12 protein-coding genes are annotated in these 12,634 nt (G+C 71.8%); 6 read left to right on the forward strand and 6 right to left on the reverse strand.

Features of this window, described 5'->3' with window-relative positions; translation table 11 throughout:
- The 3 genes from ABZ297_RS19845 to ABZ297_RS19855 form a co-directional block, all read right to left on the reverse strand.
- Window positions 1–2,881: BTAD domain-containing putative transcriptional regulator (locus tag ABZ297_RS19845; RefSeq protein WP_355347835.1), on the reverse strand; the 2,881-nt coding region annotated here is incomplete at its 3' end.
- 91 nt (window positions 2,882–2,972) lie between these two features.
- Window positions 2,973–3,989: a hemolysin family protein gene (locus ABZ297_RS19850; RefSeq protein ID WP_355347838.1), complete on the reverse strand. Its 1,017-nt coding sequence runs from the start codon at window positions 3,987–3,989 to the stop codon at window positions 2,973–2,975.
- Window positions 3,986–5,332, reverse strand: coding sequence for a hemolysin family protein (locus tag ABZ297_RS19855; RefSeq protein ID WP_355347841.1), 1,347 nt, complete (start codon window positions 5,330–5,332; stop codon window positions 3,986–3,988). The genes ABZ297_RS19850 and ABZ297_RS19855 overlap by 4 nt, the downstream gene beginning before the upstream one ends.
- 245 nt (window positions 5,333–5,577) lie before the next feature.
- On the opposite strand from ABZ297_RS19855, the gene ABZ297_RS19860 reads away from it, so the two are divergent.
- On the forward strand, window positions 5,578–6,828 hold the full coding sequence (locus tag ABZ297_RS19860; protein ID WP_355347844.1) for an LCP family protein: 1,251 nt from the start codon (window positions 5,578–5,580) through the stop codon (window positions 6,826–6,828).
- A gap of 30 nt (window positions 6,829–6,858) precedes the next feature.
- On the opposite strand, the gene ABZ297_RS19865 is transcribed toward ABZ297_RS19860, so the two are convergent.
- Window positions 6,859–7,512, reverse strand: a complete 654-nt coding sequence (locus ABZ297_RS19865) for a GPP34 family phosphoprotein (protein WP_355347847.1) — start codon at window positions 7,510–7,512, stop codon at window positions 6,859–6,861.
- A gap of 23 nt (window positions 7,513–7,535) precedes the next feature.
- Here ABZ297_RS19865 and ABZ297_RS19870 point away from each other — a divergent pair, with 23 nt between their 5' ends.
- From ABZ297_RS19870 to ABZ297_RS19885, 4 genes are all read left to right on the forward strand, one after another.
- Complete coding sequence (locus ABZ297_RS19870) at window positions 7,536–8,141, forward strand: TenA family protein (protein WP_355347850.1); 606 nt, start codon at window positions 7,536–7,538, stop codon at window positions 8,139–8,141.
- Window positions 8,142–8,181: 40 nt separating this feature from the next.
- Window positions 8,182–9,060: a DNA-formamidopyrimidine glycosylase family protein gene (locus tag ABZ297_RS19875; RefSeq protein WP_355347853.1), complete on the forward strand. Its 879-nt coding sequence runs from the start codon at window positions 8,182–8,184 to the stop codon at window positions 9,058–9,060.
- Window positions 9,061–9,131: 71 nt separating this feature from the next.
- On the forward strand, window positions 9,132–9,455 hold the full coding sequence (locus ABZ297_RS19880) for a rhodanese-like domain-containing protein (protein WP_355347856.1): 324 nt from the start codon (window positions 9,132–9,134) through the stop codon (window positions 9,453–9,455).
- Window positions 9,456–9,525: 70 nt separating this feature from the next.
- A complete protein-coding gene (locus tag ABZ297_RS19885; protein WP_355347859.1) occupies window positions 9,526–10,284 on the forward strand; it encodes a GNAT family N-acetyltransferase in 759 nt (252 codons plus the stop codon).
- Window positions 10,285–10,440: 156 nt separating this feature from the next.
- On the opposite strand, the gene ABZ297_RS19890 is transcribed toward ABZ297_RS19885, so the two are convergent.
- A complete protein-coding gene (locus ABZ297_RS19890) occupies window positions 10,441–11,430 on the reverse strand; it encodes a hypothetical protein (RefSeq protein ID WP_355347862.1) in 990 nt (329 codons plus the stop codon).
- Window positions 11,431–11,901: 471 nt separating this feature from the next.
- On the opposite strand from ABZ297_RS19890, the gene ABZ297_RS19895 reads away from it, so the two are divergent.
- Window positions 11,902–12,198: a hypothetical protein gene (locus ABZ297_RS19895; RefSeq protein ID WP_355347865.1), complete on the forward strand. Its 297-nt coding sequence runs from the start codon at window positions 11,902–11,904 to the stop codon at window positions 12,196–12,198.
- 92 nt (window positions 12,199–12,290) lie between these two features.
- Here ABZ297_RS19895 and ABZ297_RS19900 read toward each other — a convergent pair whose 3' ends face one another.
- On the reverse strand, window positions 12,291–12,626 hold the full coding sequence (locus ABZ297_RS19900; protein WP_355347867.1) for a hypothetical protein: 336 nt from the start codon (window positions 12,624–12,626) through the stop codon (window positions 12,291–12,293).
- Window positions 12,627–12,634 lie beyond the last annotated feature (8 nt).

Genomic DNA, 12,634 nt, shown 5'->3' on the forward strand with positions numbered 1-12,634 from the left:
CGACCGCCGCGGGCAGCAGCTCGCGCGCCCGCGCCGCCGCTCCGGCCGCGAGCAGGTTCGCCATCCTGGCCGGTGCGACCTGGCCCACGGACACCCCTTCCGGGAGCAGCTCGCGCGCCATCGCCTCCAGCCGGTCGAGCGTCTGGTCGGCCCGCGCCGTTTCACCCGAGCGACGGTGCAGGGCGGCGACGCAGGCCAGCAGCTCGATCTCCGCGTGCCGCCGGCCCCGGTCCTGCGCGCGCCGCCGGGCCGCGTCGACGTCCCGCCAGGCGCCCTCCAGATCGCCGCTGCGCATCCGCTCGGTGGCGAGCCAGGTCCGGTGGTAGATCTCCTCCTCCAGACCCAGCTCGGACGCGAGCGCGACGCCCCGCTCGGACGCGGCGATCGCCTCCCGGTGCTCGCCGCGGACAGAGTGGCTGCGCGCTACATTCGTCAGCGTCATCGCCACCCCGTAGCGCTCGCCCGTCTCCTCGAACCCGCGCAGCGCCCTCCGTAGGGCGTCCGCGCCGCCCTCCCAGTGGCCGCGATCGGCGCGGATGAACGCCTCCATCAGGTACGACATGGCCCGCGCCCACCCGTCGGGACGGCTCCGCGCCCGGCGCAGCTCGCATGCGACCACGTCGTCGAAGCCGAAGAGGTGGGCCGTGAGCAGCGTCACCGCCACCAGGAGCGGATAGCGCTCCATCGCACCGGTGCGGACGCACTCGTCGAGCACCGAGCGGGCCAGCTCGCCGTCCGAGACCACCGACCCGCTGTTGTTGGCGAGCAGGTGCAGCGCGGTGAAGGCGGCGCGGACGTGGTCGGGCAGCGCGTCGCCGAAGCGGAGCACGTCGGCCACGAAGGTGTCGGAGCGGGCGTCGAACCGGGCGTGCCAGTACAGGTACAGCGGGCCGAGGAGTCGCCAGGCCGGATCGGCCTCGCCGCCGTCGATGGCGGTGCGCAGCGCGAACACCAGGTTGTCGTACTCGGCGTCGAACAGCGCCGCAGAGTCCAGCTGCCTGTCCGTGATCAGCAGCGGCTCGTGCTCCTCGGCCAGCTCGGCGAAGTAGCGGACGAGCCCGGCCGAGACGGTCTCCCGCTCACCGGCTCGCAGGAGCCTGTCGGCCGCGTACGCGCGCACGGTCTCCAGCATCCGGTACCGCGGATCGTCCTCGCCCACCCTCTCCACGAGGGACTTCTCGACCAGCGAGCCGAGCACGTAGATCGTGTCCTCGGCCGGCAGCGCCTCGTCGGAGCACACCGCCTCCACGGCGGCGGCCCCGGCCCCCGCGGGGAACACCGACAGCCGCCGCGCCAGCACCCGCTCCTGCTCCGTCAGCAGGTCCCAGCTCCACTCGACCACCGCGAGCAGCGTGCGCTGGCGCGGCATCGCGGACCTGTCGCCCGAGGTGAGCAACCGGAACCGGTCGTCCAGCCGGCGCGCGATCTGCTCGACGCTCATCGAGCGCAGCCTGGCGGCGGCCAGCTCCAGGGCGAGCGGCATGCCGTCCAGCCGCCGGCAGATGTCCACCACCGGGCCCACGGTGGACTCGTCGAGCGCGAAGCCGGGCCGTACCGCGGTGGCCCTGTCCACGAACAGCCGCACCGCGGCCGAGCCGGCGGCTTCCGGGATCTCGGCGGGCAGGGCGAGCGGGCCGAGCTGGCACAGGGCCTCCCCGGTGATCGCCAGGGGCTCCCTGCTGGTGGCGAGGATACGCAGGTCAGGCAGCCGGTCGAGCAGGTCGTGGCCGAACTCCGCGACGGCCGCCACCAGGTGTTCGCAGTTGTCGAGCACCAGCACCGCCTGGCCGAGGTTGAGGAGCCCGGCCACCCAGTCGATCGGCTCCGGCCCGGGGGATCGCCCGTCGGAAGGCCGCAGGTCCGAGGAACTGAGCGCGCCGAGCACCGCGTCGGCCAGCCGATCCGGCGTGCTCACCCCTGCCAGGGGGACGAACCACACCCGACCTTGCCGGTGGGCCCGGTGCCGGGTCACCGCCTCCACGGCCAGCCTGGTCTTGCCCGCGCCGCCGGGGCCGACGACGGTGACCAGCCGGGACCTGTCCATCAGCTCGGCGAGCAGTTTCAGCTCGTCGTCCCGGCCGACGAAGCTGGTCAGTCGCGCGGGGAGGCGGCCGGGCGCGGGCTCCGATCGTGTCCGGGGGCTGCCGAGCTCGCCGCGCAGGACGGCGAGATGGGCCTCCCGCAACTCGGCCGAGGGGGCGACGCCCAGCTCCTCGTCCAACGCGGCACGGGTGTGCTCGTAGACGGCCAGCGCGTCTGACTGGCGTCCCGCCGCGTACAGCGCGCGCATCCGCAGGACGGCCAGCCGCTCGCGCAGCGGGTGCCGCGTGCCCGCCGCCTCCAGGTCGGCCAGGACCTCGGCGTGCCGGCCCAGCCACAGCTCCGCCTCGAAGCGGTCCTCGGTGGCGGCCATGCGCAGCTCGTCCAGCCGCGTGGCGGCGGCGACGGCGAACGGGACGTCCGGGAGATCGGCCAGCGTCGCGCCCCGCCACAGCCCGAGCGCCGCGCCGAGCACCGAGGACGCCTCCTCCGGCCGCCCGGCCGCCAGCTCCCGCCTGCCCCGCGCGGCCAGGTCCTCGAACCGGTGGGCGTCGACGTCCTCAGGGCGCACCGCGAGCCGGTAGCCCCCGGTGACCGACTCAAGGGTCCCGGCACCGCGCAACGCCTTGCGCAGCCGGGACACCACCGCCTGCAGCGCGTTCGGGGCGTCGGCCGGCGGCCGCTCGCCCCACAGGCTGTCGATCAGCGAACCGGCGGGCACCGCGCTCCCCGCGTCGAGGGCGAGCCGGGCCAGCAGCATGCGCAGCCGCGCACCCCCGATGTCCATCGGCGCCCCGTCCGAGGCGTACGCCCGTACCGGTCCGAGCAACGCAATTCGCACCGCACCACCTTCTCAGAACCCGTGGCGGCGGGCCGTCGCGAGCCCGCCCGGTAGCGGGGTCGCTACCGGGCGGGCACCGCTCACGAGCGGGTTACGCGGCCTTCGCCCGGGTGTCGAGAAGCTCCCCGAGAAGGTCTGTCAGGCTCACCATGCCGATGACCACGCCGCCCTGCCCCGTCACCAGGGCGAGGTGGGCGCGGGCCTCCTGGAGGGCCGTCACGGCCTCGGGAACCTGCGTGACGCAGGCCAGCCTCGGCACCGGCCTGGCCAGCCGGCCCGCCGTGGCCTCTGGCTGGAGCAGCGCGTCGCGGGCGTGCAGGACCCCCTTGATGTCGCCCGAGGCGCCGACGAGCAGCCTCAGATGGCCGCTGCGGGCCGCGGCGGCCTTGATCGCGGCGGAGTCGGCCGACGGCGGCACGGAGACGACCTGGGCGATCGGCACCATCAGCCGCTCGATGCCCTCGGCCTCCAGCCGCAGCGCCCTGGTCAGCAGGTCGTGCTCGTCCCTGTCGAGCAGGCCCATCCGTCCGGACTCGCCCACCAGCATGGCGAGCTGGCGCGGGGTCCTGGTGGTGGCCAGCTCGTCGCGCGGACGCACGCCGAACAGGCGCAGGATGAGGTTGGTCAGCCCGTTCAACGCCGACAGCAGCGGGCGCATCAGCCAGGTGAAGCCGCGGAAGGGCAGCGTCAGCAGCATCGCGGCCCGCTCCGGATGGGTCAGCGCCCACGACTTGGGCGCCATCTCGCCGACCACCATGTGCAGGAACGTCACCAGCGCCAGCGCGATGGTCAGCGCGATCGGCATCCGCAGCGACTCCGGCACGCCGATGAGGGCGAAGACGGGCTCCAGGTACTCCTCGATCGCGGGCTCGGTGACCAGGCCCAGCCCCAGCGTGCAGAGCGTGATGCCGAGCTGGGCGCCCGCGAGCATCAGCGACAGCTGCCTGCCGCCGCCCACAGCCGACTTGGCGGCGATCCTGACGAGACGGTTGCCTCCCGACGCCATCTCCTCCAGACGGTGCCGCCTGGAGGACACGAAGGCGAACTCGGCGGCCACGAACAGGGCGTTGAAGGCCAGCAGCGCGAGGCTGAGCAGGATCAACGTCATCGAGCCACCTCCGCGTGCTGGGCCGGCGCCACACGCACCCATTCGGGGACGCGCCGGTTGAGCGACAGCACGGTCAGCTCGGCCAGGTGCTCGTCGTCGTCCTCGGTGAACGGGTCGGTCTCCGGCTGGGTGGGCACGGTGATCGTGTCGCCCGGTTCCGGCATCCGTCCGAGCTTGGCCAGCACCAGGCCGGCCAGCGTGTCGTAGTCGTCGCTCTCCGGCAGCGCGACACCGGTGGCGCGCTCGACCTCGTCCAGCCTGAGCGAGCCGGGAACCTCCCAGATGCCGCCCGGCTGCTCCACGGCGCCCGCCGGCTCGGGGTCGTTCTCGTCGACCAGCTCGCCGACCAGCTCCTCCGCCAGGTCCTCGACGGTGACGACGCCCGCCAGGCCGCCGTACTCGTCGATGACGCAGGCGATGTCGTCGCCGGCGGTGCGCATCCGGTCGAGGACGCCGGGTAGCGGCACCGAGTCGGGCACCAGCACCGCGGGCCTGGTGATGTCGCGGACCAGGCCGCTGTCGCGTCCGGACGAGATCAGCTCGCGCACGCCCGTCACGCCCACGACGTCGCCGTCGGCGCCCAGCACCGGGTAGCGCGAGTGCCCGCACTCGCGCATGGCCTCGACCAGGTCGGAGATCGGCTGCGAGTCGCGCAGGACGACCACGCGCGGGCGCGGAACCATGATCTCCTCGGCGGTGCGGTCGCCGAACTCCAGCGCCCGTTCCAGCAGCTCCGACAGGCGGGGCGGCAGCTCGCCCGCCCGGGTGGACTCGGCGATGATCCGCGAGAGCTCCTCGGGGGTCGCGCCGTGCTCCACCTCCTCGACGGGCTCGACGCCGACGAGCCTGAGCACGCCGGTGGCGGCCGAGTCGAACAGGCGGATCACCGGCCCCACGACGGCCAGGTAGACCAGCGTCGAGCGGGCCAGGAACTTGGCCACCGGCTCCGGCCTGGCGATGCCGAGGTTCTTGGGTGCGAGCTCGCCGAGGACCATCTGCACGGCCGTCGCGACGAAGACGCCGATGGCCAGCGACAGCCCGGTGATCATCGCGTCCGGCAGGCCCAGGTCGGCCAGCCAGGGCTGTACGATCGCCGCGATCGCCGGTTCGGCCAGGAAGCCCACCATCAGCGCGGTCACCGTGATGCCGAGTTGGGCACCGGAAAGCATGAAGGAGAGGCGAGCTGTCACCTTGAGGGCGTTAGCGGCGGCGGTGTCGCCGGCGGCGGCCTGCTCGCGCAGAACCCCTCGGTCGGCGGCCACGAAGGCGAACTCCTGCGCGACGAAGTAGCCGGTCGCCGCGGTGAGGAGGAAGAGGGCAAGCAGCCCGAGATAAGCGCTCACCGGGGTGAACTCTCAGGGGAACCCGTGCTCATGCACGGGCGACTACTCCATGGGTCCGGAGCGGACACGATCGTCCTTTCGCTAGATGTATCCACAACGCTAACGACCGAGCATGGCGTCAATGTTTCCGGTGTGACCCTCCGCGTGTTCTGTGTACGTTTCCGTAGGAAAACCTTGGTGACAGTTCTGCACTCATAGGGGGTTGGACGTAGCGTCTATGGCAATCGATGGGAAAGAAGAGCCAAGTGTCTGACGAGGACCGGACGCGAGCCATGCGCTCGCCAGGCGACGGCCGCCCGCTGCCCGACAACGGGCCGCAGTTGCGCGGCGGGTCCGGCGCGCCCGCACACCAGATCCCGGGAGCGACGCAGAAGATGCCCGCCGCGGCTCCGGCCGCCGATGCCGGCCCGCCGAGGAGCAGTTCGCGCGTGTACGGCAGAGAGCGCTCGGGCAACAGCCCGGTCAGGCCGCTCAGGCACCGGGACGAGGCTGAGCCGTCCTCGCAGGGGCCCTCGCAGGGGCCCAGACCGCCGCGCGGGCGGGTGAAGGGCCGCACCATCCTGAAGATCATCGCGGGTGTGGTGGCGGTGCTGCTGGTCGCGAGCGTCGGCCTGTTCTTCTGGATCAACTCCAAGTTGACCGGGATCGAGGGCGTCCTCGAGGACTACCCCGGCCGCATCGCCGACACCCCCGGCACCAACTGGCTGCTCGTCGGCTCCGACAGCCGCAAGGGCCTGTCGGCGGCCGACCGCAGGAAGCTGGCCACCGGCAAGGCCGCCGGCCAGCGCACCGACTCGATGATGCTGCTCCACATCCCGGCGGGCAGCGACAAGCCGACCCTGGTCAGCCTGCCGCGCGACTCGGCTGTCACGATCCCCGGCAAGGGGCGCAACAAGCTCAACGCCGCCTACGCCCTCGGCGGGCCCAAGCTGCTGGTGCAGACCGTCGAGAGCGTCACGGGCGTCCGGATCGACGACTACATGGAGATCGGCTTCGCCGGGTTCGTCGGCATCGTCGACGCGGTCGGCGGCGTGGAGATCGACGTCCGGGCCGCCGTCGACGACCCCAAGGCCGGGCTCAAGCTCAAGAAGGGCAAGCAGGTGCTGAACGGCGCCCAGGCCCTCGGCTACGTCCGCACCCGCAAGGGCGGGGCGCTGCCCGACTTCGAGCGGACCAAGCGGCAGCGGCAGTTCCTCGGCGCGGTCGTGAAGAAGGCGGCCAGCCCGGGTGTCCTGATCAACCCCTTCACCTCGATCCCCCTGGCGTTGAGCGCCACCGAGGCGGTCACCGTCGACGACGGCACGACCGCGTTCGACATGCTCTCGCTGGGCCTGGCCATGGGCGACAGCCCGGTGACCACGGTGGTGCCGTTCGGCGGCAACGAGATCGCGGGCGGCGGCAGCGCGGTCAAGTGGGACAGGGAGAAGGCACTCGCCCTGTTCAACGCCCTCAAGGAGGACCGGCCGGTGCCGAAGGACATCATCGACGGCAACTGACGCGGCGGCCTGGGGCGGTGGCCTGGCCGGTCAGCCGCTGGAGGCGGCGGCGCCGATCGCGGCCGAGGTGACGGCGATCATGGCGGCCGAGTTGATGGCCGCGATGGTCTTGGCCACCGCGTCGGCCGCCCAGGCGCCCTCGGCGATCTCCTTGACGCGCTCCTTGCTCGCCTCCGGGAACGCCTTGCGGTCGAGCTTGGCAGCGTGCGCGATCGCGATGAGCACGGCGGTGCGCGCGTCGGGGTCCGCGCCCGCCAGCGCACTCGACACCCGCTCCCTGACCTCGGCCTCGACGCTCCCGTCGGCCTCCGGCCAGCGGGTGGTGGGGAAGATGCCGAGCACCTTGCCGCGCTCCTCCGCCAGCACGCCCGCGTCGGCGAGTCTGGTCAGCAGCCGCCTGCGGAGCTTGGTGGAGTACAGCTTCTGTACCCACCACGCGGGCCTGCGCTCCTTGCCGTCGGCGGCCATCCGGGCCAGCGCGGCGTCGAGCTCGTCGTCGCCGAGCGGGGTGGGGTCCGTGACGGAGAGCTTCTTGTCGGTCAGCTGGATCCGGTCGTTGACCGCCAGTTCCGCCAGGATCGCCCCGCCGAGCGCGGGATCGAGCTGAGCGGAGCCGATGAGCTGCTTGCCGTCGTCCTCGCTGTAGGCCAGCAGGAGCAGTTCCTCCGCGATCGTCACACCCATACCTCGACACTAGCCTGCCGTCCATGGATATCTCCGAGAGGTTGCACGCGATCGGACGCCCGCTGCTGGAGGCGCAGCTCGCGCATCCCACGGTGGTGGGGATCGGGCGGGGGGATCTGCCGGAGCCGGTGTTCCGGTCGTGGCTGGAGCAGGACTACTTGTTCCTGCACGACTACGTGCGGGTGTTCGCCCGGCTGGCCTGGCAGGCGCCCGACGCGCACCTGGGTGACCTGGTCGATCTGGCGCACACCACCTTCCACGACGAGCTGGACCTGCACAGGTCGCTGTCTGCCCGGTTCGGGGCCGATCTGGACGGCGCCGCCAAGGGGCCCGCGTGCGCGGCGTACACGTCCTTCCTGCTGGAGGCGGCGGCCTCGTACGGGGAGGGGCTGGCCGCGCTCTATCCCTGCATGTGGGGGTATTCGATGCTCGGCAGGAAACTGGCGGAGAACCCGCCCACCGAGCCGCGCTACCGGGCCTGGGTCGACACCTACGCCGATCCGGGGTTCGCGGCCCTTGCCGCCCGGATCGCCGAGATGATCGACGAGGCCGGCCCCGACCCGGCGCGGGCGGAGGCGCTGTTCACCGAGGGCATGGCGCACGAGCTGGCGTTCTGGGACGTGCCCTGACAGTCCACAGGCTGTGGACGACGCCACGTACCCTGGTGGCATGCCGGAGCTTCCCGAAGTGGAATCGCTCACCGGGTTCCTGCGCGAGCAGGCGGTGGGCCGCACCATCCTGGGCGTGGACGTGGTCGCGATCCAGGCGCTCAAGACGTTCGACCCGCCGGTCACCGCGCTCGGCGGGCTGACCGTCACGGGCGTGTCGAGGCACGGCAAGTTCCTCGACCTCGACTGCGACGGGGTGCACCTGGTGATCCACCTGGCCCGCGCGGGGTGGCTGCGCTGGCGCGAGGACCTGTCGGGGGCGAAGCCGGTCCGTCCGGGCAAGGGGCCGCTCGCGGTCAGGGTGCGGCTGGCCCCCGACGACGAGGGTCGTGCGCCGGGCTTCGAGCTGACCGAGGCGGGGACGCAGAAGCGCCTAGCCGTCTATGTCACGAAAAATCCGGATGAGGTGCCCGGCATCGCCGCCCTCGGCCCCGACCCGCTCGACGAGTCCTTCACCCCGGCGGCGCTCAAGAGCATCGTCAGCGGCAACCGCACCCAGATCAAGGGCCTGCTGCGCGACCAGAAGGTCATCGCGGGCATCGGCAACGCCTACTCCGACGAGGTGCTGCACGCCGCCAGGATGTCGCCGTTCAAGATCGCGTCCACGCTGACCGACGCGCAGATCGCCGACCTGCACGAGGCCATCGTCACCACGCTGCGCGAGGCGGTCGAGCGGGCGCACGGGCTGGCGGCCAAGGACCTCAAGGCCGAGAAGAAGTCCGGCCTGCGCGTGCACAACCGCACCGGCCAGCCGTGCGACGTCTGCGGCGACACGATCCGCGAGGTCTCCTTCGCCGACTCGTCGCTGCAGTACTGCCCCACCTGCCAGACGGGCGGCAAGCCCCTGGCCGACCGCCGGCTGTCGCGGCTGCTCAAGTAGCGCAGGTTGGAGCACCGTCCGATTGCCGCAGTCCGTCCCGTTCACCACGCGCGACACGCGATGATGGAGATATGACGGTTCCCGAGATCGCAGCGCGCGACGTCCCCGCCGACGGCTTCCTGCTGGACGTGCGCGAACAGGAGGAGTGGGTGGCAGGGCACGCTCCCGAGGCGGTGCACATCCCGATGACGCAGATCCAGGGGCGGGTCGAGGAGGTCCCCGCCGACCAGACCGTCTACGTGGTCTGCCGGGTCGGCGGCAGGTCGCAGCAGGTGGCCGCGTGGCTCAACCACCTCGGCCGCGACGCGGTCAACGTCGGCGGCGGCATGCAGTCGTGGGAGGGCGCGCGGCGTCCCATGGTCAGCGAGACCGGCCAGCCCCCGTTCGTGGCCTGAAAGCCACTGGTAGCGGCCTCGGTCTGAAATCCGGTTGCCCGGCGCCGGTTTCCGGTGCTGGAGTGGGCCGGTGAATCGAGACGAGGTGCTGGCGGCCTTCGACCGCCAGGTGCGGGCAGGGCAGGGCGAGCGGGCGGGCGGCGTGGTCCGCGAGGCCGCCGAGGGCGGCTGGAACGGCGTGCTCTGGTCTGATCTGGACGAATCCACCGCCGACACGGCGATAGCTGAGCAGGTGCGGCATTTCACCTCGCTGAACCGCGCGTTCGAGTGGAAGCTGTACGCCCACGACCGCCCGGCCGACCTGGCCGACCGCCTGCTGACGGCCGGCTTCACGGCGGAGCCGGAGGAGTCCCTGATGGTCGCCCGGGTCGGCGATGTGCCCACGGACGCCCGGCCGCCCGAGGGCGTGCACCTGCGTCCCGTCGAGGACGAGGCCGGGGTGGATCTGCTGATGGAGGCCCACGACCGGGCGTTCGGCGAGTCGGCCCCAGGGCTCAGGGAGGAACTGCTCGCCCGGCTCGCCGAGCGGCCGGAGTCCCTCGCGGCGGTCGTCGCGATGGCCGGTGACGTGCCGGTGAGCGGGGCCAGGATCGAGTTGCAACCCGGCGTCGACTTCGCCGGGCTCTGGGGTGGTGGCACCGTGGCGGCCTGGCGCGGGCGGGGCGTCTACCGGGCGCTGATCGCGTACCGTGCCCGCATCGCGGCCGAGCGCGGCTACCGCTACCTGCAGGTCGACGCGTCCAGCGAGAGCCGTCCGATCCTGCTGCGGCTCGGGTTCGCGCAGCTGACCACCACGACCCCGTACATGTACCGGCCTCTGGTGTCCTGAAGATCTTGGTCGCCCTTTCAGATCAAGGAGCGGCGTGGGCCGGCCTTCCGCTTCGACAAGACCCCGGACAGCTACCTCGCCGGGCTCCACCTGCGAGGCGCCATCCTCTGGATGCGAAGCCTCCGACCCACCTAAGATCCAAACTCCGGACACGGCCTAACGGCGGACGTGGAGGGAGGGTTTCTCGTCGTCGCCGCAGCCCGCCCTCCCGGCCAGCAGGAGACGGGAGGGGGCGGGGGCACGAGTGATCGTGAAGCCGTCACCGCAGACCCCGCCGGCGACGCCGCGGTAGTCGCGGGTCCATCGTCGTCCGTTGTAGCGCAGCAACGTGACCCGCGTGGCTTCATCGTCGCCGCCGTACTCGACACCGGCCACCCACACGTCGTCAGCGGCGAAGGCGGTGACGCTCTGCAGCGTCACCTTCCACCGGGGCAGCTTGATCTTCTTCCAGGAGGTTCCATTCCAGTGCAGGACCAGCGGTCCGCCCGGACCGTCCTGGTCGCAGGCCCACCGGGTGCCGGTCTCGCCCACCGCCCACACGTCGGACGGGCCGTTCTGCCAGATATGCCGCAACGAGCCGCGTCCCAGCCAGGGCAGCCTCATCTGCGTCGGCGCGCCACCGGGGGACGCGCTGTGCCAGATCGCCGGGTGCGAGTCCGTGCATCGGCCGCTGGACGACATGCCCGCGATCCAGATGTGCCCCGCTCCGGCGTCCACGGCGTTGAACCTGCCTCCACGCCGATACTCCCGCCTGCTGAAACGCCTGCCGTTCCAGGTCAACAGGGTGGGCGAGCTGATCTCACCGGCGGACTCCAGGCCGCGCAGCCCGATCAGAGCCGCTCGCCGGCCGTCCACGGCGACGTCGGTCAGTCGGTCGGTCAGCCAATGATCCTTGCGGTCTTTGAAGGACGTGTGCAGGTCCCAGGCGTCTTTGAAGGGCGTGTGTATCTCCCAGTTTCGGCCGTCCCAGCGCAAGGCCAAGGGGAACCGTTTGAGATCCGGGCCGTCTTCACCCATGGCATCGACGCTGCCGACGACCCAGGCGTTGCCGGAGTCGTCGGCGTCCACTGCTCTCAACTCCGAGCTGAGCGCGCCGGAGATGCGACCCCAGATGTTCTGCTCGGCTCGCCATCGCAGGCCGTCCATGCGCACCAGAACTCCCCGGGGAGACTCGTCCTCCGCGCCGGCGTGATGACCGACCGCCCAGGCCGTGTCTGGACCCGTCGCCGCCACATCGTTCAGAGCGGTGGCGTACTGCTCACCGTCCGGCTCCACCGACTGCCATTCAGGCGTCGAAACCGGAGAGGCCGTCGGGGACGACTGCGGTGCCGCGCTCGACGCGGACGTCTTCGGTCGGCCCGCTGAAGCCGGCGGGCCGGCCACCGGTGATGGTTCGGCCGTGCACGCCGCCAGCCCGAGCACGCAAGCGATCACTACCGTTCGGCTACGCGTGATCTTCATGCTGACGGATTGTGGCAGAGCATCAGCTTTCTGGGCGGCGGGGCAATAGGGCCCACAGGGCCGGGAGCGATCGAGGACCGGGGGAGGGCCCAGCAGCGAACTATGGTGGATGGAGAGAGCGCATCAAGCCGAATCGGAGTTCCGGAGGAGGCTGCGATGAGGGAGCACTTCGTCTGGGTGACGACGCGCCGCATCAAACCGGGCATGTTGGAGGAGTTCGAAAGGGCATGGCGCCCGAGCCCGTACCCGCAGGGTCTGCGCCACGCCTATGCGTACTGGTCCGAGGACGAGCAGGAGATCACCGGGGTGTCGCTGTGGGACACCAAGGAAGCGTGCGACTCCTGGCGGACCTCCGAGGCCGAGACGCGTCGACGTGAGGCCATGGCCCCTTATGTCGTCGCGGAGCGGGAAGGCTTCTACCGCGGCCGCGAGCTCGCCGTCCCCGTGCGGTAGCCGCGGTGCGAGCGGTTCCGTTCGAACCGCCGTAGCGGGGAGTCAGCGGCCGAGGCGACGCCGTGTGGTCGGCGTGAAAGGCCGGGTAGGGCTCACCGGGTAGACCCGGGCACGCCATCGCGGTCTGCCCATGCCCGGAGTCCTTCACGGTGCGGCCGGTCGACGCCTCGGCCCAGGCGTACACGCATCTCCCGGGGGGCCACCGCCAACATCGGCCCCCAGTGACGTCCGCCCTTGCCCGCCGTATACCTGCGGTAGGACGTCTTCCCCTTCTCCTTGAGATCGGTGGCGAGCAGGATGGCACCGGTCGCCCGCGGGGAAACCTTGATCACGCCCCAGGCCGCCTTGCATGTGCGCGACCACATGAGCGTGACGTCGCCGACGTCCTCCTTGTTGACGTAGGTGAGCAAGTCCCCTGTCTTGATCACGCGGGAGG

The sequence above is a fragment of the Nonomuraea sp. NPDC005983 genome, assembly GCF_040614375.1.
In the GTDB taxonomy this organism is placed as follows: domain Bacteria; phylum Actinomycetota; class Actinomycetes; order Streptosporangiales; family Streptosporangiaceae; genus Nonomuraea.